This window comes from Bifidobacterium asteroides (assembly GCF_003202755.1).
Classification (GTDB): Bacteria; Actinomycetota; Actinomycetes; order Actinomycetales; family Bifidobacteriaceae; genus Bombiscardovia; species Bombiscardovia asteroides_F.
This window is the reverse complement of record NZ_QGLK01000001.1, coordinates 591,922-618,076: the sequence shown is the minus strand read 5'-3', so window position 1 is coordinate 618,076 and position 26,155 is coordinate 591,922. Positions and strand designations below refer to the sequence as shown.

General features: G+C 60.8%; 14 protein-coding genes, 1 tRNA gene and 3 pseudogenes. 6 read left to right on the top strand and 12 right to left on the bottom strand.

Features of this window, described 5'->3' with window-relative positions; all coding sequences use genetic code 11:
* Nucleotides 1–31 precede the first annotated feature (31 nt).
* Nucleotides 32–883 (top strand): patatin-like phospholipase family protein, encoded by an 852-nt coding sequence (locus DKK74_RS02200; protein ID WP_110412554.1) that lies wholly within the window; start codon nt 32–34, stop codon nt 881–883.
* A 70-nt stretch (nt 884–953) separates the two neighbouring features.
* Here the strand turns inward: DKK74_RS02200 and DKK74_RS02195 are convergent, their stop codons facing one another.
* The gene (locus tag DKK74_RS02195; RefSeq protein WP_046322627.1) at nt 954–1,922 is read right to left on the bottom strand and encodes an SPFH domain-containing protein; all 969 of its coding nucleotides are present in this window, start codon (nt 1,920–1,922) and stop codon (nt 954–956) included.
* Nucleotides 1,923–2,089: 167 nt separating this feature from the next.
* Between DKK74_RS02195 and DKK74_RS02190 the strand changes: the two genes are divergently transcribed.
* The gene (locus tag DKK74_RS02190) at nt 2,090–3,037 is read left to right on the top strand and encodes an aldo/keto reductase (RefSeq protein ID WP_110412553.1); all 948 of its coding nucleotides are present in this window, start codon (nt 2,090–2,092) and stop codon (nt 3,035–3,037) included.
* Between the two features lie 122 nt (nt 3,038–3,159).
* Here DKK74_RS02190 and ileS read toward each other — a convergent pair whose 3' ends face one another.
* From ileS to DKK74_RS02155, 6 genes are all read right to left on the bottom strand, one after another.
* On the bottom strand, nt 3,160–6,504 hold the full coding sequence (ileS, locus tag DKK74_RS02185) for a mupirocin-resistant isoleucine--tRNA ligase (RefSeq protein ID WP_146210529.1): 3,345 nt from the start codon (nt 6,502–6,504) through the stop codon (nt 3,160–3,162).
* Nucleotides 6,505–6,779: 275 nt separating this feature from the next.
* The gene (locus DKK74_RS02175) at nt 6,780–8,054 is read right to left on the bottom strand and encodes a glutamate-cysteine ligase family protein (RefSeq protein WP_110412825.1); all 1,275 of its coding nucleotides are present in this window, start codon (nt 8,052–8,054) and stop codon (nt 6,780–6,782) included.
* A gap of 104 nt (nt 8,055–8,158) precedes the next feature.
* A complete protein-coding gene (locus DKK74_RS02170) occupies nt 8,159–10,459 on the bottom strand; it encodes a glycoside hydrolase family 3 N-terminal domain-containing protein (protein ID WP_110412552.1) in 2,301 nt (766 codons plus the stop codon).
* Between the two features lie 86 nt (nt 10,460–10,545).
* Nucleotides 10,546–12,630 carry a beta-galactosidase gene (locus DKK74_RS02165; protein WP_110412551.1) on the bottom strand — a complete coding sequence of 695 codons (2,085 nt, stop codon included), beginning with the start codon at nt 12,628–12,630 and terminating at the stop codon, nt 10,546–10,548.
* A gap of 33 nt (nt 12,631–12,663) precedes the next feature.
* A complete protein-coding gene (locus DKK74_RS02160) occupies nt 12,664–14,019 on the bottom strand; it encodes a glycoside hydrolase family 30 protein (protein WP_258334414.1) in 1,356 nt (451 codons plus the stop codon).
* 51 nt (nt 14,020–14,070) lie between these two features.
* Nucleotides 14,071–15,405 carry an MFS transporter gene (locus DKK74_RS02155; RefSeq protein ID WP_110412823.1) on the bottom strand — a complete coding sequence of 445 codons (1,335 nt, stop codon included), beginning with the start codon at nt 15,403–15,405 and terminating at the stop codon, nt 14,071–14,073.
* A gap of 299 nt (nt 15,406–15,704) precedes the next feature.
* On the opposite strand from DKK74_RS02155, the gene DKK74_RS02150 reads away from it, so the two are divergent.
* Nucleotides 15,705–16,322, top strand: coding sequence for a TetR/AcrR family transcriptional regulator (locus DKK74_RS02150; protein ID WP_110412822.1), 618 nt, complete (start codon nt 15,705–15,707; stop codon nt 16,320–16,322).
* Nucleotides 16,323–16,382: 60 nt separating this feature from the next.
* Here DKK74_RS02150 and DKK74_RS02145 read toward each other — a convergent pair whose 3' ends face one another.
* The 4 genes and pseudogenes from DKK74_RS02145 to DKK74_RS08855 all read right to left on the bottom strand — a co-directional run.
* The gene (locus DKK74_RS02145) at nt 16,383–17,027 is read right to left on the bottom strand and encodes a sugar O-acetyltransferase (protein WP_110412550.1); all 645 of its coding nucleotides are present in this window, start codon (nt 17,025–17,027) and stop codon (nt 16,383–16,385) included.
* 85 nt (nt 17,028–17,112) lie between these two features.
* A pseudogene (locus DKK74_RS08865) lies at nt 17,113–20,313 on the bottom strand (acyl-CoA dehydratase activase-related protein); the annotation flags it as partial.
* Nucleotides 20,314–20,507: 194 nt separating this feature from the next.
* A pseudogene (locus tag DKK74_RS08860) lies at nt 20,508–21,489 on the bottom strand (acyl-CoA dehydratase activase); the annotation flags it as partial.
* Between the two features lie 225 nt (nt 21,490–21,714).
* Nucleotides 21,715–22,578: pseudogene (locus DKK74_RS08855) on the bottom strand (BadF/BadG/BcrA/BcrD ATPase family protein); the annotation flags it as partial.
* A gap of 507 nt (nt 22,579–23,085) precedes the next feature.
* Here DKK74_RS08855 and xseA point away from each other — a divergent pair.
* Both xseA and DKK74_RS02130 read left to right on the top strand, forming a co-directional pair.
* Complete coding sequence (xseA, locus tag DKK74_RS02135; RefSeq protein ID WP_110412821.1) at nt 23,086–24,360, top strand: exodeoxyribonuclease VII large subunit; 1,275 nt, start codon at nt 23,086–23,088, stop codon at nt 24,358–24,360.
* 83 nt (nt 24,361–24,443) lie between these two features.
* Nucleotides 24,444–24,767 carry an exodeoxyribonuclease VII small subunit gene (locus DKK74_RS02130; protein WP_110412548.1) on the top strand — a complete coding sequence of 108 codons (324 nt, stop codon included), beginning with the start codon at nt 24,444–24,446 and terminating at the stop codon, nt 24,765–24,767.
* A 6-nt stretch (nt 24,768–24,773) separates the two neighbouring features.
* On the opposite strand, the gene DKK74_RS02125 is transcribed toward DKK74_RS02130, so the two are convergent.
* Nucleotides 24,774–25,799, bottom strand: a complete 1,026-nt coding sequence (locus DKK74_RS02125; RefSeq protein WP_110412547.1) for an endonuclease/exonuclease/phosphatase family protein — start codon at nt 25,797–25,799, stop codon at nt 24,774–24,776.
* A gap of 196 nt (nt 25,800–25,995) precedes the next feature.
* Between DKK74_RS02125 and DKK74_RS02120 the strand changes: the two genes are divergently transcribed.
* Nucleotides 25,996–26,068, top strand: a tRNA-Arg gene (locus DKK74_RS02120).
* Nucleotides 26,069–26,155 lie beyond the last annotated feature (87 nt).

Genomic DNA, 26,155 nt, shown 5'->3' with positions numbered 1-26,155 from the left:
GCTTGGATATCTGTCAGGAATCGAGGTGCCCATGGCACGCAAAAGAACAGCCGTCATTGACGTAGGCGGCGGCTACCGGTCCATCTTCGGCGCCGGCGTCTTCGATCGCTGCATGGAGCAGGGCATCACCTTCGATCACTGCTATGGGGTCTCGGCCGGCAGCGCCAATCTGGCCTCATTCCTGTCGGGCCAGCTCAGACGCTGCTACCGCTTCTACACTGTGTATTCCTCCCGCAAGGAGTACGCGAGTGTGAGCAACTTCCTGACCAAGCACACCTTCGTCGACCTGGACTACGTCTACGGCAAACTTTCGGCGCACGATGGGGAATGCCCGCTGGATTACCAGGCTCTGAAGGCCAACCCGGCCCTGTTCACCGTAGTGGCCTGCAAGGCCACTGACGGATCCACCGTCTACTTTGACAAGTCCGACCTGGCACAAGACAACTATGACATCCTCAAGGCCTCGTCCACTGTGCCGGTGGCCAACGAGCCCTACATGATCGATGGAGTGCCCTATCTGGACGGCGGCATCGCCGACCCGGTCCCGGTCCGCAAGGCCATGGACGAGGGCTATGAACGCATCGTCCTGGTTCTGACCCGCCAGAGGGATATTCTGCGCGAGCAGAAGAAGGATGTCCTGCCGGCACGGATCCTGGCCAAATCTTATCCAGCGGCCGGCGAGCGCCTGATGGAGCGCTACCGCACCTACAACGACGAGGTTGCTCTGGCCAAGCAGGCCGAAAAGGAAGGCCAGGTGCTCATCCTAGCCCCGGACAGCCTGTGCGGGCTGACCACGCTGAGCAAGTCGCTCAAGGGACTCAACGCCATGTACGACAAGGGCTATCGGGCCGCCGAGGCCATAGCCGACTTCCTGGAAAGCTGAACCCCGTCCCCGCACGACTCTCCATGCGGAGTTTTCCTTTTCCCGTTTTGGTCGAGCTCTTTTACAAACTTTACAGTATTGGCGCCCCGGTCTCGCTCTCTGTGCCTGCGCTCCTGCGACCGTGGCGGGGATCCGCACTCCCCTGGCTGCTCTGGGCGGTCATCAGCGCTGCGGTCATCTGATTGAAGAGCTCGTTGTAGCCGCCGGGGGTCGCCGCGGGCAGAACCAGAGTCTTGGCATTGTCGGACTCGGCCAGCGAACGCATCACATCCAGATATTGGTTGAAGAGCACCACGTTGTTGACGGCATCGATATCCATACCTACGGCCCGAAGACTGTTGATCTGATCCACAATGCCGTTGGCGATCTCCCGCCGGTAGTTGGCCTGGCCCTCGCCCTGCATCCTGGTCTTCTCGGCATCCGCCCTGGCCTGGGTCTCGATCTCGATCCGACGGGCCTCGGCACGCTCCCTGGTGGCCTCCTTCTCACGCTGGGCCGCATTGATCGAGTCCATGGCCTGCTTGACCTGGGTGGACGGATCGATGGCGGTGACCAAGGTCTTGATGACCGAGAATCCGAAGCGCTGCATCTCCTGGCCCACGGTCTGTTGAACGTCGGAGGCAATGTCGTCCTTGCGAGCGAAGGCGTCATCCAGGCTCAGGGCGGGAATGGCCGACCTGAGGGCGTCCTCCATGTACGAGCGCAGCTGGCCCGCCGGATCGACCAGCTCGTAGTATGCCGTAGCCACGTTGGCCGCCTCCACACGGAACTGTGCGGAGACCTCCACGGTGACGAAGACATTGTCCTTGGTCTTGGTCTCCAGCTTGACATTCAACTGGTTGACCCGCAGGTTGGTCTTGGCGGCTATCCGGTCCACCAAGGGGATCTTGGCATGGATGCCCGCCAGCACCACACGGTGGTACTTGCCGAAGCGCTCAATGACATCTGCCTGCTGCTGGGGAACCACGAAAATCCCTAGGAGGAAGATGATCAGCGCCAGAACCAGCACGGCGATCACAATGGCGATGCCTAGATGCATGAGTGTTCTCCTTCGAGCTTAAAACCCTTGGATACCGGACCTGAAAACCGCACCATTCCGGCCTTTCCTCTCATCACCATACATGATGGACTCGTCTGAATAATCGGCTCGGGCACTGAAGCCGTAATAGACTCGGCTTAACAAGACTTCAACCCGAAAGGACGAACATGGCAAAACTATGCGGCATCAACGCCGAAATCTTCCCCCTGGTCCTGGGCGGCAACACCTTCGGATGGACCAGCGACGAATCTGTGTCTGACCAGGTCTTGGACGCCTACACGGAAGCCGGAGGCAACCTGATCGATACAGCTGACGTCTACTCAGCCTGGGCTCCCGGCCACTCTGGCGGCGAATCCGAGATCGTCCTGGGCCGCTGGTTGGCCAAGAACGGCAACCGCAACAAGGTTCTGGTGGCCACCAAGGTCAGCCAGCACCCACAGTACTCCGGTCTTTCGGCCAAGAATATCGAGGCCGCTGCCGATGCCTCCCTGCTCAGGCTGGGCCTGGATGTAATCGATCTCTACTACGCCCACTTCGACGACAGCTCCACCCCCTTGGAGGAGACCGCAGCAGCCTTCGACAAGCTGGTCAAGGAGGGCAAGGTCCGGGCCATCGGCCTGTCCAACTACACGCCGGACCGGATCCGCGAGTGGTTCAGCATTGCTCGCAAGGAAGGCTTGACCCTGCCGGTGGCCCTGGAGCCGCAATACAATCTGGTCTACCGCAAGGACTATGAGAATGGCCTTATGCCAGTTGCCAAGGACGAGAATCTGGCGGTCTTCCCTTACTTCTCACTGGCCTCGGGCTTCCTGACGGGCAAGTACCGGACCATGGACGACCTCAAGGGCAAGCAGCGTGAGGGCATGGTCAAGGACTTCTTCACCCAGGAGGGGCTGGATGTGGTCGCCGCCATGGACGGCATCGCCAAGGCCCACGGGGTCGAGCTGGCCACAGTAGCCCTGGCCTGGCTCAACCACAGGCCTGGGATTGCGGCCCCTATCGCCTCTGCGCGCACCCCTGAGCAGCTGCCGGCCCTCCTGGCCGCTGCCCATCTGGAACTGAGCCACGAGGATATGCAGACCCTGGACCAGGTCAGCGACAAGGTCAAGGGCTGATCTGCACACTTCGCTGCCCGCTGCACGGCCAAGTGTGACACAAGCGGACACCCAACCAGGCAGTTCGAATGGAAAAGGGCTTCCATCTGATACAGGATGGAAGCCCCTTTGTACAGCTACGATCAGGCCTTGACCAAATTGACCTGCGGCTGATCCAGATCGCCGGCGTTGATGGTCAGGCTGGTGGCCAGGGTCTCTCGGGCGATCAGGTCGCTGAACTGCTGGGCCTTGGGGGCATCCTCTCCGGGCAGGGTCAGGGTCAGATGAATCCGGTCAGCGATGTCCAGACCTGCGGTCTTCCGGGCATCCTGAACCTGGCGTATCAGATCCCTGGCGTAGCCCTCAGCCAAGAGGTTATCATCCAGCTGGGTGTCGAGGATGACGAAGCCGCCAGTGGGCAGGGCTGCAGAGGCCGAACGGTCGGCCTGGGAGCCGTCCTCCTGCTCGATCCGATTGTCCAGCTCGTATTCGCCTGGCTCCAGGGCCACCGGTCCATCAGGGGTAGTGACGACCACATGGCCGTCCTGCTCTGACCAGTCGCCCTGCTTGGAGGCACGGATGACGAACTGGACCTGCTTGCCCAGTCGGGGTCCGGCCACGCGCGCATTGACCTTGAGATCGTGGATGATTCGCAGACCATGCTGGCCGGCCTGGTCCAGGGTACAGAACTCTACATCCTTAATGTTGAGCTCGGACTTGAGCACGTCCACATAGGAGCGGGCCGCATCAGGGTCACGAACCACTACGGTCAACCGGGACAGAGGCTGGCGGACGCGGATCTGCTCGGCCTTGCGCAGGGCCAGTGTGGCCGAAACCACCTCGCGGACCTTCTCCATGGCGGCTACCAGGGCAGGATCGTCGCACAGGACCTGTCCCAGCTGGGTCTCCTGTCCGGTGGCCTCGTCGGCCAGGAAGGGCCAGTCGGCCAGATGGACCGACTCGCCGCCGGTCAGGCCCCGCCAGATCTGCTCGGCCTCCATGGGCGCCAAGGGGGCCAAAACGCGGGCGAAGGCCTCCAGGACCGTGTAGAGGGTGTCGAAGGCTTGGTGATCCTCACTCCAGAAGCGGTCGCGGTTGTTGCGGATGTACCAATTAGTCAGCACATCGATGAAGTCAGTTACCGCATCGCAGGCCTCCGAGATGGCGAAGTCGTCCAGAGCCTTCTGCACCGACTGAATCAGCCGACGGGTCCGTGCCAGCAAGAAACGATCCATCTCCGGCAGGTCGGTCACACGGTCCGGTGTCAGCGCCTGGGCCTGGTAACCGGCGCCCTTGTTGGCCGCGTTGGCGTAGAGCGTGTAGAAGTAGTAAGAGCTCCAGACCGGCAGCATGACCTGACGAACCGTGTCGCGGATGCCATCGGCGGTGACGACCAGGTTGCCGCCGCGCAGGATGGAGGAGCTCATCAAGAACCAGCGCATGGCATCGGATCCGTACTTGTCGAAGACCTCATTCACATCCGGATAGTTGCGCAGGTGCTTGCTCATCTTCTGTCCGTCGGAGCCCAGGACGATGCCATGGCAGATCACGTTCTTGAAGGCCGGGCGGTCGAAGAGGGCCGTGGACATGATGTGCATGGTGTAGAACCAGCCGCGGGTCTGGCCGATGTACTCCACCACAAAATCACAGGGATCCCTGTCCTCGAAGTACTGCTTGTTCTCGAAGGGGTAGTGGAACTGGGCGAAGGGCATGGAGCCCGACTCGAACCAGCAGTCCAGCACATCGGTGATCCTGTGCATGGTGGACTTGCCGGTGGGGTCGTCAGGGTTGGGCCTGGTCAGCTGGTCGATCCAGGGCCGATGCATGTTGATCTGCCCCTTGTCATCGGTCGGGTAGCGGCCGAAGTCCTTCTTGAGCTCATCCAGGGACCCGTAGACATCCACCCGAGGGTACTTGGGATCGTCCGAAACCCAGACCGGGATGGGCGAGCCCCAGAACCTGTTGCGGGAGATGGACCAGTCGCGGGCGTTGGCCAGCCACTTGCCGAACTGGCCGTCCTTGACGTTTCCGGGGATCCAGTTGATCTGCTGGTTGAGCTCCAGCAGGCGATCCTTGATCTTGGTCACGGAGACGAACCAGCTGGAGACCGGCTTGTAGATCAGCGGGGTGCCGCAACGCCAGCAGTGGGGATAGGAGTGGACGTAGCTCTTCTCCTGGAAGAGTAGAGCCCGGTGCTCGGCAGGGATCTGTGCCAGGGGGCCGTCGCCTGCGCGCAGGTTGCGCACGATGGGCATGTTGGCCTCGAAGGCCTGCATGCCCTGGTAGTCGGGGCACTGCGCGGTGAAGACGGCCCCGGCATCGAGGACGTCTACGCTGCGGATGCCCTTGGCGTTCAGGGTGTTCATATCGTCCTCGCCGTAGGGAGCCTGGTGGACCAGGCCGGTGCCCTCCACGGTGTCGACGTAGTCGGCCGTGTAGATGGTATAGGCGTTGGGTCCGGGGGTGCCGCCCTCGGATTCGGCCTGCTCTCCGGCGAAGTAAGGGAAGACCGGCCAGTACCGCCAGCCCTCCATCTGGGACCCTTTGAGGGTGCGGACCACCTGGTAGTCCTCCCCCAGCTGCTTGGCGTAGTCTCCCAAACGGGCCGTGGCGATGTAGAACCGCTTGCCGGCGAAGGGGCCAGACACCGGGCTGACCTCGGAGTACTCGATGTCAGCGCCGACCACGATGGCCAGGTTGGTGGGGACGGTCCAGGGGGTGGTGGTCCAGAAGACCGCATAGGCGTCCTCGTCCCTGAGCTTGACGGCCACGGAGACGGTGGTGTCCTGCCGGTCCTGGTAGACATCGGCATCCATGCGCAGCTCATGGTTGGACAGCGGGGTCTGGTCCTTCCAACAGTAGGGCAGCACTCGGTAGCCCTCGTAGGCCAGACCCTTCTCATAGAGGGTCTTGAAGGCCCACATGACCGACTCCATATAAGAGACATTCAGGGTCTTGTAGCCGTGGTCGAAGTCCACCCAGCGAGCCTGACGGTGAACATAGTCCTTCCACTCGCTGGTGTACTTGAGTACCGAGGCACGGCAGGCGTCATTGAACTTCTCGATGCCCATCTGCTCGATCTGATCCACGCTGTCGATGCCGAGCTCGCGCTGAGCCTCCAGCTCGGCGGGCAGACCGTGGGTGTCCCAGCCGAAGACCCGGTTGACCTTGTGGCCCTTCATGGTCTGGTAGCGGGGAATGACATCCTTGACGTAGCCGGTCAGCAGGTGCCCGTAGTGGGGCAGGCCGTTGGCGAAGGGCGGGCCGTCAAAGAAGACGAACTCGTTGTCGGCGTGATCGCCGGACGGGCGACGATCCACTGACTTGTTGAAGGTGTCGTCGTGATCCCAGTAGTCCAGGACGGACTCCTCCATATGGGGGAAGGAGGGATTGGGCTTCACCTTGGCCAGAGCCGGGTCCACCACCGCCTTGGGATAGACTTCGCTGTCCCGACTTGTCGCATCTGAGGTATCAGTGGTCTGATTCACCGTTCACGCTCCTCGCTGGTCGTTCATGTCGCCATGTCGAGGACGAGGGACCCATGGGGCCCACCGCGGTACCACCTCGCTTGCCCGGCCAATGACCCGCGCCGGACCGCTTGAACTGGGCTATGCGGGCCCACCCGTCGGTTCTACTGGGGACCGCCGCAGGCGACCCCGTTCTTCCGAGGGCTCCCCGCTGATGACGGATCAAGGCCCATTGGTGACCAGATTATACCATCCTCAGGAAACCGGACCCGCCCGTTCGCATAACGAAACAGTCGTCAGGACTGGAAGAGATCGGGATGGCGTGGATCGCCCGGAAGATCATCCAGAGTGTCCTCGGCACCTAGCGCCTGCCGCCAGAAGTCCAGGGAACGGCCATAGGGGCTGGCCTGGCCCCCGCGAACCTGCAGGTCGGCCTTGGCCTGGAGCACATCCTCCTCGCTCACCCCGTCCAAAAGACCGACAAGTCCGGCGAATCGATCCGGGTCGTAGAAGATGCCACCGACGACCTCAAGAAGTCGGCTGGCACGTTTCATGGGCAGGGAATCCCAGTGCCTGAGCTCGATGTAGTTCTTCAGGCGGACGTCATTGAAGTGGGTGGTCAGGATGTGCGCTATCTCGGCATCGTTGAGCCGGCGGTCAGGATAGATTTCACCGGCGTTCTCATGCCAGGCGATGAAGACCTGCCGCCCCTGCGGCCCCTCCACCTCCGGTGTGTGGGAGACATCGGCCACCATGAGCGGGGTGGAGAGCATGTCCACGGCATAGTCCTCCCAGCCGAAGCCGTCCTCGAACAGCCCCGGAATCAGGCCCGTGCGCTGGGTGTCGAGCCAGTCCCAGATCCGCTGGCGCCGCAGGGGCATGCGGTTGGGCTTCCCCTCAAAGATTGGGGTGTTGCGGAAAAAGTAGGCCAAAATGGGCCCGATGGCCGTGCCCAGACGAATCTTGACGATGGCATCGTCCTCGTCCTGGTAGTCGATGCTGATCTGGGTTGAGGCGGTGCTGCGCATCATCATGGGGCCGCACTGGCCTATGCGACCCAGGTAGGTGTTCATGACCGCATAGCGTTCCTTGGGATTGATGTCCACATCCGCGTAGGACCCGGCCGGACGGTACCCGTACTCGACCAGGCGGAACCCCAGCCGCTCGGCAATGGGGTCGACCTCGGCACGGAAGCGACGGTAGAGGTCCTCGAATTCCCGGCTGTCCCGCAACACGCCCAAGGAGCACTCCACCTGACTCCCAGGCTCCAGGGAGACCACGCAGCCCGGACGACTCAGTCCGACCAGATGACCATCCTCCCGGTATTCTGCATCGCCGTCATAGCAAGGTTCCAAGGCAGACAGCAGGGCCTCGATGCCCCGCTCCCCCTCATAGGGAACCGGGGCATCGGACCCGTCGTTGCGGACTGGCAGATGCTCAATCTCAATACCGAACCGCCACTGGGACCGTGGTTTGGATCCGCGCGTGAAGTAGTCGACCAGGCTGGCCACATGCCGCGGATTAGGGACCGTCAACAGGTGCGCATACCCAACGCCTACGCTTTTCCTCATGCTGTCATGGTAGAAGCGAGCGAGGGCCTTGGGCAACCAACACGCGAGGAGTTCTGCTATCGGACGGCCGTCAGCCAGCCGGTAGCAACCCAGTGATTGCAGGCTCAGCCCACGGTCACCGTCACAGCCTGCAGGTCTTCCCTGCGCGAGGAGGATCCCACCAGCACTTGGAACTGACCAGGCTCAACCCTGCGGTTGCAGTCAGCATCGACCAGGGTCCACTCGGACACCGGTAGATCGAAGACCACCTTCCGGGTCTGCCCTGGATCCAGCTGGATCCTCTGGAAGGCCTTGAGCTCGCGGTCAGCCCAGCTGACCGAAGTCACCAGGTCGCTGATGTAGGCCTGAACCACCTCGGTGCCTGGCCGCTTGCCGGTGTTGGTCAGGTCCACCGTCACCCTGACCGTGTCTTCGGGGCCGATGGCATCCGGTCCTTCGACCTTTGGCTTTCCGTAGGCAAAGGTGGTGTAGCCCATACCCTGGCCGAAAGCGAAAGCCGGTTCCTGTGTCAGATCGGCATAGCGGTTTCCATGCTGGCCCCGGATCTGGTTGTAGTAGACCGGCAACTGCCCGGCATGCCTGGGGAAGGTGATGGGCAGCCTGCCTGTGGGCTCAACCTTGCCGGTGAGAATCCTGGCCAAGGCACGACCGCCTTGCATGCCCGGGTCAGGCTGCCAGATCAGAGCCCTGGCCGACTGTGCGGACGGAGGCAGGATCAGCGGCTTGGAGGACATGAGCACGATGACCATGGGCTTGCCCGTCTGTGCCAGGGCATCCAGAAGATCGCGCTGAGGACCATAGAGCTCCAGCGTGGCAGTGGAACGGCCCTCGCCCACCAGCTGGACCACGTCGCCGACCACAGCCACCACCAGGTCGCTTTGCTTGGCCAGATCTACGGCTCTGTCGAAGCGGCTCTGATCGATCCTGGCCGGGGCCGCCACCTTGGGCCTGGGCTGGCCGTCGGGGAAGAGTGGACCCGCTGGATCGTCAACCAGACGAACCACGTCGACTCCTTGCTCGCAGCTAAGCTGCCAGTTTTCAGGCAGCTCCTGACGCAGGCCGTCGGCCACGGTCGAGATCATCTCCCGCGGCTGGTCCTTGATCCAATCGCACTGACCGGATCCGCCGGCCCAGTCCCCGAGCTGGTTCTGGGCATCGTCGATCAACGGACCCACCAAGGCGATGCTATGCGCTGAATCATCACTAGGACGGCCATCAGCACCCACCCCACCGAACAAGGGCAGAATGCCGTCGTTCTTCAAAAGAACCGCCGACTCCTGGGCCACCTGAAGATTGAACTCCTGGTGCTCCGGTGAGTTGATGACCGCCTTCTGGGCCTCGAAGTTAGGCAGCCGCGGATTCTCGAAAAGCCCCATGCGGAATTTGAGGGCCAGGATGTGCTTGACCGCCCGGTCAAGGTCCTCCTCGTGCAGAAGCCCGGCATCCAGTGCATCCAAGGCCCCCTGGTAGAAGCCGGGCGTGGTCATGATCAGGTCGTTGCCGGCCTTGACGGCGGCTGCGGCTGCCCTGGTGTAGTCGGGCTGCACCTTCTGCTCCCAGACCATCCGGCCCACGTTGTCCCAGTCGGTGATCAGGGTGCCCTGGTAACCCCATTCCCCTCGAAGCACGTCGTTGAGCAGCCAGTTGTTGATAGTGACCGGTACCCCGTCGATGGACTCGTAGCCCAGCATGAAGGTGGCCACACCCTCCTTGGCCAGGCGCTCGAAGGGCGGCAGGAACCAGGAGAGCAGCTTACGGTGCGAAAGGTCGGCCTCGGAGGCGTCACGCCCACCCTGGGTCTCGGAGTAGCCAGCGAAGTGCTTGGCCGTGGCCAGCACAGCGTCCTTGGGCAGGGTCCCGGTCATGGCTGATCCGCCCTGGTAGCCGCGCACCATGGCCGAGGCCATCTCGCCAATCAGGAAGGGGTCCTCGCCAAAGGTCTCATCCACCCGACCCCAGCGGGTGTCCCTGGCGATGCAAAGCACCGGAGAGAAGGTCCAGTGGACGCCTGTTGTGGCGACCTCCTGGGCTGTGGCCCGCCCCATCCGCTGAACCAGTTCAGGGTCGAAGGAGGCTGCCATGCCCAGCTGTTCGGGAAAGATGGTGGCCCCGCGGAAGAAGGAATGGCCGTGGATGCAGTCGTCGCCGATCAGCAGGGGAATGCCCAGACGGGTTCGATGGACGGCCTTGTCGGCCTTGATCATGTTCTGCGGAGAGACATGCAGCAGGGACCCTGCGTGCTGGTCCACCACCTCCTTGTCCACTCCCGAGCGAGCATCCAGCTGCATCATCTGGCCCACCTTCTCCTCTCGGGTCATTCGGCCCAGCAGGTCGGCCACTCGTTCATCTACGCTCAGGTCGGGATTGCAGTAGGGCAAGTCCTCTGTCAACTTCCTTGATGCCATCCGGACACCTTCCTTTCTTACTAAGCACTAAATCCACTCATATATTTGCGTCCGGTCTGTCTGAAGCAGATCAGACTAAAGCCGGTCTATCGAACGATGATTGCCAGGTCCCAGGGTCCAATGATCATCGGCTGGCCCTGGTCCACATGCGCCTGAGGATCAGCCTGCCCGTCAGCTACCAGCAGATGCCCCCCGTAGGGCGCGTCCAGCTCGACCTTCTTGGATGAATAATTGAGCAGGTAGGCGACCTGCTCTCCCAGGGCGTTGATGCCCTCCCGCACGGTGACCAAGCCAGCCAGGTCTCGGGCAGGACCACTCAAGCCAGCCGCATCCGCCGCATCCGAAAGCAGCATCCGCATGCCCTCAGCCGAGGGTAGAGTGCCGATCCACTCAGCAATGCCGTTGCCGTAATCATGACGGGTCACAGCCGCATACCGCCCCCAGACTGGATGGTCATAGGAGGCCAGGACCTGAGTGCCGGGGCGCGCATTCAGCAGCTCAATCAGCCCCTGGCAGGCCGGTCCGGCCTGGTCGGCCCCATGCAAATCCAAGCTCAGATTATTGCCGGGACGGGTGAACTGGTTGTAATCGACGCCGAACACGTCGGTCAGCAGATGCGGCGCCTTGTCGTGCCAGACCTTGAGATTCTCGTCCGCCACAAAGGAGCGCAGCGTGGCCACCAAGTGACCTCCCTGATGAACGTAATCAGCCAAGGCCCTCAGCGTATCTTCATTGGTGCTGTACAAGGCTGGAATCACGACCATTGCGTAAGAGTCCAGTTGGGACTGGTCAGCCTTGTCGCTGATGAAATCACACTCGATGTTGAGCTCGAAGAGGGCATCGTAGACCCGTCTGACCACATCGTTGTACGAGATCTGCCCCTGCTGACGGGGGAAGCCGGTCTCCAGGGAGAACCAGTCCAGGGCGGTCAGGGAGTCGTTGCCCACCATGATGGCGACCTTGTTGCGCTTTTGGAGGTTGGTCAGGCGCTCCCCCACACCCTTTTGCGCTATCTGCCTGCCGAACTGGCCGGCCTCCTCATAGGTTGGGTTGGGTTCCATATCCTGCGAAAGCAGACCCTTCCAGTAGGTCTCAAAGGAATTGTGGATGGAATGCCAGTGCCAGTACATGACCCCGTCAGCCCCCGAGGCCAGATGGCTGTACGCCTGAAGCCGCAGCTGGCCCGGATAGGGAAGCCAGCCGTTCTGCCCCTGGGCATCGGTTTCCAGAACCAGATAGTTGGCACCACCCTTCAGGCTGCGGGCCATGTCCCCGCCGAAGGCGATCTCCTTGCCGGTCAGGTCATCCTCAGTGGGATGGTAGATGTCCACACCGGCCACATCCAGGCATTCGGCCGCTTCGAAATGATCGACAGCTGGCTGAAGGCCATATGACCAGCCTGGACCCCAGTCGAAATCGAAGTTGTGGGTGACGAACTGGTCCTCGCGAGCATATTCGCGCACGATGCCAGCTTGCCAGGCCAGGTAGTGGCTGACCTGGCTTCGGCGGAAGCGGTCAAAGGCCGAACCCAGGGATGCATTGATGGTCCCGGTCAGATCGGGAAAGTCCTCCCAGGAGTCAATTCTGTTGGACCAGTAGTCCAGGCCAAAGGCAGCATTGAGACGATCCAGATCATCGTCAAAGCGCCGCCGTAGATCCTTGACGAAGAGCCGCTGCATGTCGGGCGATACGCAGTCGTAGTATTTGGTCTCGTTGTCGACCTGGTAGCCGATCACCTGAGAGTTATCGGCCACATGGCTTATTAGCTTGCGGATGACGCGCTCGCCATAGTACCGGTAGGAGGGGTTGACGATGTCCATGATCTGGCGAGCGCCATACCGGTTGTGGCCCTTGGGAGTGTCCGCCAGAACATCCGGATGCATGGCGGCCAGCCAGGCGGGGACGGCATAGGTGGGCGTGCCCACGATGACCTGAATGCCGAAGCGTCCAGCCGCTTCCAGCACCCGGTCCACATGGCTGAAGTCGAATACGCCGGGTTGAGGCTCCAGGGTGCTCCAGGTGGATTCGGCGATACGAATGGTGGTAATGCCAGCGGACTTCATCATGGACATATCCTTGTCCACCCGCTCATAGGGCATGTATTCGTCGTAGTAGGCGCATCCGAAGATGAGCCTGTCCGGAAGGCGTGTGCGGACTGCGTTGTCTGTCATGATGAGCTCCAATCTCAATCTACAGGGTTAAATTCATAGGACAAAAGTGTTGAAGGATCGTGGCTCCAGGGTCGCCTTAAAGCCTTGACTCTCTTCGCCATCTTCTTCCGGCCCGGAGAAGGAGAAGGGCATGGCGCGATCCAGGGCGTTCTGTGCCACGACAACAATCGATCCATCCGGATTTTCGAAGGCTGTGGCCATGGAGCTGAAATGGCCACGCGTCTCCAGCAGGCGAGCGCCCGGGCGCACATAGTGCGAGTAATGGCGCATGACGTAGTACTCGGGATTCCGCCTGACCTTGCCGGTGGTGGTGTCGATGGAGAAGAGGGAGTTCTGCCGCCAGCCCCAAGTGGATATACCCTGGCCCAGAACCATGTTCCAGTAGGTGTAGCAGGTTGCTCCAGCCCGAAGATATCGGTTGACCAGCGAAAAGACGTATTCGGCGTACTCCCAGGTGTTGCCGCCCATGCCGCATTCAGACTCGGTCTGTTCCAGCTCAATCTCAGGCCAGGACTGGTGAGTGCGCTCGATGTCATGCTGGCCGGCCCACTGGTAGCCGATGCCGGCGATGTACCTACGGCAGTCCTCGTCGAAGAGGATGTTGTCCACGTACCGGTTGTAGTTCTCCAGAATCATGCCTTCGGGGCCGAATTTCATATCCTCGGGACCATTGAGGGTCCCCAGGAAGATGGCCGTGTCCGGCGCCTCTTTGGCAAAGAGGGGACCCAGATAGTCGCGGATGAAGATGCGCATGTCCTCACTGGACCAGAGACAGGAGGGGAATTTCTGGTCCGCGAAGACCTCGTTCTGCACGTGCAGCTGGTCGATGTGGATGCCGCGGCGGTCATACTCGCGCACATACCGCAGAAGGTAGCGGGCATAGGCAGTGAGATTGCGCTCGCTCATGTCAATTCGCCCGAAATTGTAGACCTTGGGGCGTTTCATCCAGGTGGGCGGGCTCCAGGGGCTGGCGAACAGTCCCATGCTCGGCTGATACTTCTGGGCCTGGCGGATATACGGAATCAGGGTCTGCTCGTCGTGGTCGACGCTGAAATGCTCCAGGTCATAGTCGCCGTCGGTCTCGTCATAGCTGTACCAACCCGCGGCGAAGTCATTGGCGCCGACCGGGGTCCTGTTGAAGGTCAGATTCAGCTCGTCCGGGCTAAAGAGCTCACGGATGACCCCATCACGTTTCTCCTCCCCCAGCTCCTGCAAGGGCAGCCACCCCAACTCATTGAAGCAGCCGCCAAACCCTCTGAGGGTCTGCAACTTACCGCCGGCGCATTCCAGATCAGGCGATGACTCCAGAGCGGAGACAGCCAAGTGCTGCTCCTGCATGGCCTGCTGCCGAGTGGTTGTAACCCAAATCGGTTCTGCATTCCTATTCATATTATCTTCTGCTCCTTTGCATAGTTTTCCTGTATGCCCACATAGGCCAAATCACTTGACGTTTCTGATCATCAGGATAAAGACGCATCCCAACAGAGCGAAAACGATAGCAGTTGGGAAGGCCGCCGCATAACCCCAGTTCAGCGTGATGAAGGACATGACCAGAGGGCCGGCCATCTGCCCCAGTGTGGTGGCCAGGTTGAGGATGCCCAGATCCTTGCCGGCTTCCTCCTTGCTGGGCAAGACATCGACATTGAGCGCCTGGTCGACGGACGAATAGACTCCATAGCCGAACCCGGCGATGCCGGCGTACAGATACATGCCCATGACGGTGGGGCTGATCCAAGGCATGGCGATGCCGACGGCGAAGAGAACGGAGGCGATGACCACCGGCACCTTGCGCCGCCCGATCAGGTCGGAAACGGGCCCCGAGACCAAAGAGCCCAGCAGGGAAACCACCATGGTGATGACGGACATGACCGAAATGGTTGCGGCTGCCTGGGTTACGGTTTGGCCCACATACTTTTCAATGATGTAGAGCTGATAGGCGGAGATCATCTGATAGCTCAACAGCATGCAGAGCCTTCCGACGAAGGCCTTATAGAAGTCATGGGCCCCATGGAAGCGCGGAGGCTGGAAGGACTTGAGCACATCCATGAGGGTGCCCTCGTCCTTGGGCAGGTAAGCAGCCGAGCCCTCCCTAGGCATGATCAGAATGGCCACGACACCACCCATGAACATGAGTACGCCAGCCAGAACGAAGCCAGTGAACATATGGGTCACCAGGGCCGCACCGATCAGAGAGCCGATGGGCGAACCGATGGTAGAGCCTGCCCCATAGAAGGCGGACAGGGTTCCACGCACACCGGATGGCACACGGTCGGACAGGATGGCCACCATAGGGGCGATCATGCAGTTCAGGCCGAACATGCAGAGGCAATAGACGATGGTCAGCAGGATCGGGTTGGTGGTCATGCCCGTCAGGAACAGGGTTACACCACCCAGGACTGCGCCGCCCAGGACCCATGGTGTTCGACGCCCATACCGGGAGCGGCTGCGATCAGAGAAGTTGCCGAAGAGCAGGTTGGAGACCAATGAAGCCACGGCGGTACAGGCATTGACTATGCCCATCAGCGCCTCGGGGGCGATGCCCGGGACCTGCTTGAGATGCTCTGGAAGCAGCACGATGCTGACAATTCCCAGGCCAGACATCCACAGAATGCCGAAGGCCAGGAAGCTCGCCCCAAATCGAAACAGGGTCTTTTTTGGAACCGGCTTGCCCGTCTCGGGCGATAACAGCGGATCCCGCTGGGCTGCAGCAAGGGCAGCCTTATGCGCCTGCAGAAGCTCGGAATCGTCCGATGCAGGGGTTGTTGAGTCGCTCATGGTGTCGACCTCTTTCAACTAGTCTTCTCTGACAGGTCCAATGTGTGGCAGACAACCATATCTACCACCCATTAGATAATTATATATCTAACAGGCATTCGATATATTTGTCAAATCAATCATCCAGCGCGGATTCGCGAACGACAAGGACTTCCTTGTCCAATACCCTACCGAGTCGAGACCCTGTCGAGCCTACGGGCGGCACTGTTATGAATCCGGCCACCATGTACCATGAGTATCAAACGACCGGCAGCACCCAGGCCTTCAAGGACAACGAAAAGGAGCCGCAAGACCAGACAATGGCGAGCCGAACCAGAAAGTCACCCGAGGTGAGACGGGCGGAAATCACACATGCCGCCGCCCATCTCATCAGCCAACATGGATACAACGGCATATCGCTCAAAGATGTCGCTGACATGGTGGGGATGTCACAGCCGGGCGTCCTCCATTATGTGGGCAGCAAGGAAGGCCTGCTCTCCCTCCTGGTCACGGACATTTATGACGTCAATGGCACCCCGGAGGAATTCGTACAGACAGGACTGCCCGGGTCCGACCCCGATCATCCCCATCTTCCGGCCTATTTTGACTATCTGGTCGCCCACAACGCGGGGCGGCCCGAACTCACCCAGCTATATACGGTCCTGGAAACCGAGGCTATCTCCACCAACCATCCCTTGCATGATTACTTCATCCGCAGGCCGACAGAGGTCTGGGAGCACTATTCCAAATTCCCCTGGCTGCTTCCTGATGGCATAGGATGGGCGGCAGACATGCCAAGCAAGGTGAGGATGAGCCTGGAAGTCATGGACGGCATACAGATACGACTGCTGCGTGAGCCGAAAATCGACTACGTCCGGGAATGGAGCCGGTTCAAGGCGCTGATCTTCCCCTCCCCGCTCTGGGATGGATATTGCTGATCAAAACCACGCCCGCAGGAGTCAAGCCGACAAGGTGATGCCGGGCACCGGCCAGCCCGCCTAGTCCATCCTGAAGGGCCTGGCATCATAAGGCGCCTGATACCGCCGATCCCTCCAGAAGTATTCATAATCGTGGTCATTGATCGGACGGACGACCTTGCAGGGGTGGCCGTAGGCGACCACGTCGGAGGGGATGTCCTTGGTGACCAGGGACCCCGCCCCAATGACCGTGTTGTCTCCGATGGTCACTCCCGGCATGATGATGGCGCCTGCTCCGATCCACACATTCCTGCCGATGCTGACCGGAACCGTGAACTGAGGCGTTCCATAGGCTCGTATATCGGGGCGAATGGTGTGCCCGGTGGTCACAATGGTGGCGTTGGGCCCGAACATGGTGTGGTCGCCTATGTCAATGCGGCCGTCGTCGACCAGAACCAGGTTGAAGTTGGCGTAGCATTTGCTCCCCCAGTAGGTGTTGCAGGCCCAGTTGGCCCGTATCGGCCCCTCAATCCAGCTGCCTTGGCCGAATGAGCCGAACATCTTCTTGCAGAGGTCCTGCTTCTTCTTTACCTGGCTGGGACGGCAGGCGTTGAAGTCGAAGACCAGATCCTGCTGGGCGTCCTGGACCTGCTTCATTTCGGGTGTATCGGCAATGTAGATCTGGTCGGTGTCCAGCAGAGCCTTGATCTCCTCGCGGCTGGTCATGGTAACCCCCTCTTTCCTTGATCCTCGTGGTTCATCAATTCCGAGGCCGGCGCATGAGCTTCGGACTCCGGCCCCGTCATGGTGGCTACAGGCTTTCCAGAACCTTCTCCCCGTCCTGGACAGGTGCTGCCTGCCCAGCATCCAGGCCGGCCGATTCCGCAGGCTGGGATTCAAGGGCCGCCTTGTGGTCCTGGCTGAGCTTTTGCTGGTCGCCCGGCTTCTTGGCAGCGGCGATCATCAGCTTGATCCTGTTGAGCTGGTTGGCCTCAGATGCGCCGGGATCATAGTCGATCGAGACGATGTTGGCCTCGGGGTAGGTCCTGCGGATCTTGCCGAACATGCCACGCCCGGTCACGTGGTTGGGCAGGCAGGCGAAGGGCTGTGCGCAGACGATGTTGGGCGCGCCGGACTGGATCAGTTCGATGATCTCACCGGTCAGGAGCCAACCCTCTCCGGCCTGAACACCCAGGGAGGTGACAGAGGCGGCCTTCTCCCTCAGATCGCTGATGTGGGCGGGAATGTCGAACTTTCCATGGGAGGCCTTGAAGCCGGCGATCATGGGGGCACGGTAGACATCCGCAGCCTTGAGGACGATCTTCTTGACACCCACCTGGCCGCCGGTGCCCAGCATCTCCTCGTTCCATTCAGCGTTGGAGATGCCGTTGACCATGAAGTCGCAGACGCCGGGGAGCACGGCTTCGCAGCCCTGGCTCTCAATCAGGTCGACCACGTGGTTGTTGGCATCGGGATGGTACTTGACCAGGATCTCCCCGACTACACCCACCCGGGGCTTGCGGGGGATATCGCGCAGGGGTAGTTGGTCGAAGGCCCGGATCATCCGCTTCATCAGCGTGCCATAGGGCAGATAGCCATGACCATAGACCTTCTTGGCGGTCTTGGAGTACCCGTGGTGCTCGATGGTCTCCTTGCAGATCGTGTCCCAGAGCTTGTAGAGCTTGTTGGCTGAGCCGGGCTCCTGCTCGTAGGGGCGGACCCTGAGCAGGCACTCGATCATGGCGTCGCCCAGGTAGAAGGCCTTGACGGCGCGGTGCAGCAGAGCCGGAGTTACCTGAAGGCCGGGATTGGCCCGGAATCCTTGAACGCTCAGGGTGATGATGGGGACGTATCCATAGCCGGCATCAGCCATGGCCTTGCGCAAAAGGCCATAGTAGTTGGTGGCCCTGCACATGCCGCCGGTCTGTGTGACGATGACCGCGCACTTGTGCGGGTCGAACCTGCCGGACAGGAAGGCGTTGACCAGCTGCCCCACCACGATGATGGCCGGGAAGCAGGCATCGTTGTTGACGTACTTAACCCCGGTGTTGATGTCTTCTGCCGTGGCATGCTTCAGAAGCTCGAAGTGGTAGTCGGCGCTGGAGAAGACCGCCTCCAGGAGGGAGAAGTGCACAGGAGACATCTGCGGCGCTACCACTGTGAATTTATGCCCCATCTCCTTGGTGAAGCGATGCTCAGTGGCGTACTTGGACAGGGTCGGCTTGGCAGCGGCCCCGCTGGGCTGAACAGCTTTGTCCTGTTCAGCCGGGCGCTCTGCCGACTTGCTTTCAGCTTCCTTCTGCCGCGATGCCATGGTCTCCCGGATGGGTCTGATACCCATGGGGTGAAGACCTATCAGACCCTGATCGCTTTTGTCGTGCAGGGCCACGAACCGGGCCAGAGCCACGATGTCGGCCTTGCGCTGGGACAAGTTGATCTTCTGCGCGTTGGTGGACCGGAACCCATCGGATTTCGGCTGGTCAGGCGCATCCGCTTCCACTGCTTCAATATGGCTTGCAAGGTCTTGAGAATTCTGAGAATCAGACGAATCCTCCACCCGAACCAGGTCAGGCGATGAACCAACTTCCTTGACCGCGACCTTCGCAGGCACCTGTTCCATAACGGGCGCTTCCTTCCGGTCTTCGCTGTCCTCCTGGGCCAGATCCCGCTGATGGCGTTCGTCCATGGCGGCCTTCAGCGAGCGCAGACGGATCTTGGCCGCACCCAGGTTGGAGACCTCGTCGATCTTCAGCTGCGTGTAGACATCGCCCTTATCGGCCAGGATCTCCTGGACCTGGTCGGTGGTGATGGCATCCACGCCGCATCCGAAACTGACCAGCTGGACCAGCTGCAGGTCGGGATACTCGGAGACGAACCTGGCTGCCGAGTAGAGCCTGGAGTGGTAGGCCCACTGGTCGGTCACCCTCAAGGGCATCTTCTGATGGTCGTCACCAAAGCCTGGCACGGTCTTGCGGAACTTGGCGGCTGTGGGGTTGTTGGAGGCCAGGGCCCGCTCCCCCGCCGCCGGAATGATGTAATCGCTCAGCTTGGGCAGTTTATGCACGTCCAGCTCGCAGATCGAATCCTCGGAGAGCACAGCCATACCCAGGGAGCAGATAGTCTCGGGAATGCCGTGGTTGACCTCGGGGTCCACATGGTAGGGTCGTCCGGACAGGACCACGCCCTTGACTCCGTACTCCTGCATGTAGGCCAGGGCACGAAGCCCCTCCTGGCGGACGTCCTCCTTGAACCGGGCATCCTCACGGTAGGCCTCCTGGACGGCCGTCCGGGCCTCCTCCTCGCTCACCTTGGCCCAGTCGAAGACCTTGACGATCCGCTCGACCATCTTCTCCTTGTTGGACAGGTTGAAGTAGGGCCGCATGAAGCGGACGCCGTTCTCCTTGAGCTCGCCCATGTTGGCCTCGATCACCACCGGATAATTGGCCACGATTGGGCAGTTGTAGTGGTTGTCCGTATCCGGAACCAGCTCCTGCTCGTAGGTGACGCAGGGGTAGAAAATGGTCTTGATGCCCTTGTCCACCAAGGAGTGAATGTGCCCGTGGACCAGCTTGGCCGGGTAGCAGATGTTCTCGGAGGCGATGGACTCCATCCCGCTCTCGAAGAGCTCGTGGTTGGATCGCCCGGAGATCATGACCCGGAAGCCCAGCGAGGTCAGCAGAGTGAACCAGAAGGGGTAGTCCTCATACATGTTGAGCACACGAGGAATGCCGATATCACCCCTGGTGGCCTTGTCAGGGGTCAGACGGCGGTAGGCGAAGGCCCGCTTGTACTTGAAGTCGTAGAGGTTGGGCCTGTCGGAGCGCTTACGGTTCTTGTCCCCGCCACGTTCGCAGCGGTTTCCGGTCACATAGCGGCCGCCGTCCTCGAATTCAGTAATGGTCAGCTTGCAGTGGTTCTGGCAGAGCTTGCAGACATCGTGGGTGGTGGTCATGGAGAGGTTGTCCAGATCATCCCCCGCCAGGATGGAGCTGACTACATGGCCGTCTTCCACCCTCAGATCGGGCAGAGTCGTCTTGAACCCCTGGTCATTCTTGGAGGCAATCTTGTTGACGGCGGCCGGTGACAACCTTGACTTGGTGGAAGCCGGAGCCCTGTTGGGCGTAGTGGGGGTCCTGCCCACGGACTTCGTCCCGGCGGCCATGTGGGAGCTGGCCGCAGCGAAATCCTCGATCTCGTCATTCTGCGGGCAGTGCATGCGGGCCGTCAGTGCGGCACCGTAGGCTCCCATGAGCCCGGCGATGTTGGGCCTGGTCACCTTGCGACCGGTCAGGAGTTCGAAGGCCCGCAGGACGGCATCGTTGAGGAAGGTGCCTCCCTGGACCACGACCACCGGCCCCAGGGCGTTGGCGTCACGCAGCTTGATGACCTTGTAGAGGGCGTTCCTGACCACCGAGTAGCAGAGTCCTGCGGCGATGTCCTCCGGGGAGGCACCCTCCTTCTGAGCCTGTTTGACCGAGGAGTTCATGAAGACCGTGCAACGGGAGCCCAGATCGGTCGGGGCCTCGGAGGCCAGCGCCTGCTTGGTGAACTCCTGGATGCTGATGCCCATGGACTGGGCGAAAGTCTGCAGGAAGGATCCGCAGCCGGCCGAGCAAGCCTCGTTGACGCAGATCGAATCGATGACCCCGTCGTTGACGGCGATGTACTTCATATCCTGTCCGCCGATGTCGATGACCGAGGTAACGCCGGGGCTGATCTCCTCGGCGGCCCGGTAGTGGGCCATGGTCTCGACCACGCCCTCGTCAACATGCAGGCCGGCCTTGACCAGACCTTCACCATAGCCAGTAGCGCAGGCACGGGCAATGTAAGCGCCCTCTGGCAGGGACTTCCTGACTTCCTTGACGATGTTGGCGGCGGCGATCAGCGGGCTGTCCTTATGCACCCCGTAGGTGGACCAGACGATGGTCTTATCGTCGTTGATCAGGACGGCCTTGATGGTGGTGCTGCCCGCATCGATGCCCAGAAAGTGCGGCCCCTTGGCTCCGGACAGGTCCCCGGTGGGGATGACCTGGGCACCATGCCGGTCATTGAACTCCTTGCGCTCCTCCTCGTTCAGGAAGAGCGGGCGGATCGTTCTGGCTGTGGAAGGCATGTTCTCCAGGCCCTTCAGGGCGGAGAGGACGCCATCCAACGAAGTCAGATCAAAGTGCATGTCCTGGTTTTTGCTGGCATCCTTGGTGACCTCGGTCGCCTGAACCTTATTCTCACCGTTCACCAGGGTGGTGGTGCGGCCATCCTGCATGGCATCCTGCAGAGCCATCTTGTCCAGGTTCGAAGCCTTCTCGGACCGTGCCTTGTCGACCTCCGCTTGGTCCAGTCCCCAAGCAGGACCGAAGGGGTCGTTCACATCGGTTTCTGGCGAGTAGTCGGTCTTGACATGCGCAGCGCTGTCCTGGTCATCCTGGTCGTGACGACCAGCCATGATGGCGGCGCCATAGGCCACGTAGAGGTGCGCATTCTCAGGAATAATATAGCGGCTGACCCTGTCCTGGAGGATCCGTTTGAAGGCTTCCCTCAGCTCGCTCATGAAGAAGAGGGGCCCGCCCAAAAAGATCACGTTGCCACGGATGGGACGCCCGCAGGCCAGACCGGAAATAGTCTGTGTGGCAACGGCATTGAAGATTGATGCGGCCAGATCCTCCTTGGCGGCTCCGTCGTTGATCAGGGGCTGGAGGTCGGACTTGGCGAAGACCCCGCAACGCGATGCGATGGGATAAATGGTCTTGTATTTGGAGGCCATATCGTTCAGGCCGGAAGCATCGGTGTTGAGCAGGGTGGCCATCTGATCGATGAAAGCACCAGTCCCGCCCGCGCAGGACCCGTTCATCCGCTGCTCCGGAGTGGGCTTCAGATAGGTGATCTTGGCATCCTCGCCGCCCAGTTCGATGATCACATCCCCCTCGGGATAGGTGGCGTTGATGGCCTCGGTCTCGGCAATGACCTCCTGGGCAAACTCGGCCTGAAGCTGGCTTGCCAGCTCCAACCCGCCCGAGCCGGTGATCACCAGGCTGATGGGATTGCTGGCCAGACCAACCCGTGATAGGGAGAGCTTAATATCCGTGACCAGTTCCGCCACGCACTGCCGCACGTTGGCATGATGGCGGCGATAGTCGCTGAAAAGCGCCTGATCCAGCCTGTCCCCTGTGCCAAGAACCACGGCCTTGACAGTGGTGGAACCGATGTCCAAACCCACACGCAGGAGATCCCGCGGTCCTGTGCCCTTATATCGACCCGCTATGTCGACGCCATCAGACATGAAACAACCTCAATCCGTGAGACCGCCGCATGATGGGGTTGAAAAGCAGACACCACATCATATCCGGCTTGCTATATTTATGCTACCGCCAGAGCGTGAATAACTTTTGCAATATCGGGGAATCAAGACTGTCACCTTTGACACAGTCGCCAGCAAAAACGCCTCTGCTGCAGGCAAGCCGCAGACGAGGGCAGGTGCATCAAGGCGTTGTTCCAACCCTTCTCCTTCACACTTTGACCTCAATCAAAGACTCCTTGCAAACGGGAGAAATGCCACTGTGCCCTCGGCGAAATCGGCCCAAAAACAATCAGCAGAGGGCCTGCAGCTGACCGGCAGAGGACATGGAATTGTCCCCGTATTGAGAGACCCTGAGAGGACGTTTCCTTCGCTGACCAACCCGCATACCATCCCGTACAGGCTATGCCGAATGAGTTGATCAGGCTGGCGGAACCGATGGTCAGGAGGCATCAGGTGCGAGCATACATGGGTTCGAACATGCGCGGGTCGATGGGTACGTCGACTGGCTCAGCCCCATCCGGACTGGCCCCCAAGCCCTTGGATCAGCTGCCCCGCCTGGCACGAGATACCACCGAGGAAGACCCCTGGCCCGTCAGTGTGCTCAGTCAGAAGTACCACGACGCAGTGGCCCGCTGGCCCGGAGCCTGGGTGGAGGGTCAGATAGTGGAGATCAATACCCGCCGGACCGGTTCCGCCTATCTGACCCTGCGCGACAACTTCGAGGACATCTCCATCAACGTCATGGGCTTCCGTGCCTTCGCCACCCAGGCCAGGGAATTCCGCCAGGGCGACCGTGTGGTGGTGCACGGGCGGCCCGACCTGTGGATCAAACAGACCCGTTTGAGCTTCATGGCCGACCGGATCAAGCGTGTGGGAACCGGCGACCTCAAGGAGCAGATCGACCAGCTCAGGCGCAAGCTCAAGGGCGAAGGCCTCTTCGACGCGGAAAACAAGGTGCCCCTGCCTGAGTTTCCCCGACGCATCGGCCTGATCTGCGCACCCAAGGCCAGGGCCGAGGGGGATGTGATCACCAACGCCCGTCTGCGCTGGCCCACCATCGAATTCTCCGTGGTGCACGCCCACGTCCAGGGTCCTCAGTGCCCGCCCGAGGTGGTCGAGGCCATCCAAAAGCTGGATGCTGATCCTGCCGTGGATGTGATCATCGTGGCCAGGGGCGGCGGCAGCTTCGAGGATCTGCTCGGATTTTCGGACGAGTCAGTAGTCCGGGCCACGGCAGCCTGCCTCACCCCCGTCGTCTCAGCCATCGGCCACGAGGACGACTGGACCCTTATCGATCTGGCGGCGGACCTGCGCGCATCCACCCCCACTGACGCAGCCAAGCGGGTGGTGCCCGACCTGGTCGAGCAGGAAGGGATCATCCAGGAGGCCCGAATGCGCATAAACGCGCGTATTGAGAATATGGTCGAAGGCGAGACGCGCTTGATTGAGGGATATGCCAACCGCCCCAGCCTGACCAAGCCGCAGACCATGCTGGACAAGCCCCAGCGGTTGGTCGACGAATCCTTGGTTCGCCTGGACATCGCCCTGCGACGAATCGTGGACGATGCCTCCTTGACCGTGGAGAAGCTCCAGTCATCGCTGACCGCCCTCTCTCCTCAATCCACGCTGGACCGTGGATATGCAGTCGTGCAGGCCCTGGACGGGAAGGTGGTCATCAGCCCCCAGCAGGTTCAGGCCGATCAGGATCTGACTTTGACCGTCAAAGAGGGCCGGATCGAGACCAGGGTCGTCAGCGGGCAGTGACCCATTCCACGTGGTCTGTCACATATAATCATCCGCATTATTTAGGAATTTGATCAACTCACCAGATAAGAAGAGGAGCAGGCATGAGCGACACCGACGAGGAGCAGGACAAGGAGCAGGACAAGGAACAGCCGGTACTGGCTTCGGCCCTGAGCCAGAAGGAACGCGAGACCATCGCCAAACTGCCCTATGAGCAGGCCCGGGACCAGCTGATCCAGGCGGTTCAAGCGCTGGAGGCCGGCGGCCTGGATCTGGATGCCTCCATGCGCCAGTGGGAGATCGGCGAAGCTTTGGCCAAGCGTGCCCAGGAGCTGCTGGGTCAGGTGCGAGCCAAGCTCGACGCCGCCCAGCAGGAGCAGGCCAGCGCCGGAGCCCAGGCCGGCACTCAATCCAACTTGGATGCCTGAAGTCCCCTACTCCACCATCACCGTGGCCAGCAGGGCTGCATGATCCGAACCTGCGATAGGTACGGCCTGCAGCTGGTTGGCCCTGATGTCACGGTCCACCACAACATGATCGATAGCCACCAACCTGGGCAATGGAGCCCTGTCGGCCGGCCAGGTCATGCTCATGCCATGCCCGGCCTGACGTGCCCCATCGCTGAACCGCTCCCCTAACATGTCTCGGAAGACCGCATGGTCATAAGTAGCGTTGAAATCTCCCATCAGCACGTATCGAGTGTGCTCGTGGTTTCGCAGCTTTCCCAGGTCGGACACGCTGCGTCGCCACGCATTCCAACTGCCAGGTTGCGGTGAGGTGGTATGGACCGAGACGAATCTGACGCTGGTCTTGCCTCTGCCGAAGTCAATGCTGGCCGCCGGCATCATGGAGGAGCGAGATCCCACGTCGTCCTTTGAGGGCGACTGCATTGGCGCGGCCGTCCAAAGACCGTTGGCGTATTCCTTAGAAGATGTGGAAAGCTGCTCGTGGGGCAGATAGCGGTCGATGCCGGCCTTGTGAAGACGGTCCACAAAATCCTCGCTGACCTCCTGCAGAGCCAGCACCTCAACCCGGTTGTCGCTGACAGTCTTGACTACCTGATCGGCTTCGGCCTGTCCTTTGTAGACGTTCAGCGTCATGACCCGGGCCACATCGTCGTACCGGTCGGGATGCTCAAGAGCTGCCAGCTGATCAGCTTGGCCATTGAGTTCGTGTCCTTCTTGGTAGAAGGGATACTGCCAGTAGACATTCAAGGCCAAGGCGGCGATAAGCACCAAAGCCGTGAACCATCGTGAAGACATCAGAGCGAGGAGCAGGGCCAGCAGACCCAAGAGAATGAACCAGGGCGTCAGAGCGGCCAGATCCGGCAGGTATGGGATCGACGACAGCCATGCCGGACAGGCACGCGCCGCCAGAGCCAGCAAGCTGGCCAACGCCAGCAGCCTGGCCACCCACCCAAAGACGTGCTTCACCAGGAAGGACTGTCTGAATCTCGCCATGGTCTCCTCCAGAAAATCATCGCCGACCCGGTCCCCCTTCCAAGGAACACACAGTCAGCTCGACCGTTGAGCAATTGTAAACCACGACCATATGGCGGACAGGTATATGAACCTAACTTCTCCAGAAAGGGAACGGTGCTAGCCCGCACACCAGCGACCTGCCCAAGTCCCACTTCGTGGTACAGTAGTTTCCGTTGCCCCGGTAGCTCAGGGGATAGAGCACTTCTCTCCTAAAGAAGGTGTCGTGCGTTCGAATCGCATCCGGGGCACTCTAAAGGTTCAGGCATAAGAGTACTTGGCCCTGCTCTCCGCAACCATTTCCCAACTCTATGGCTTTCCATATTCTGGCACATCGC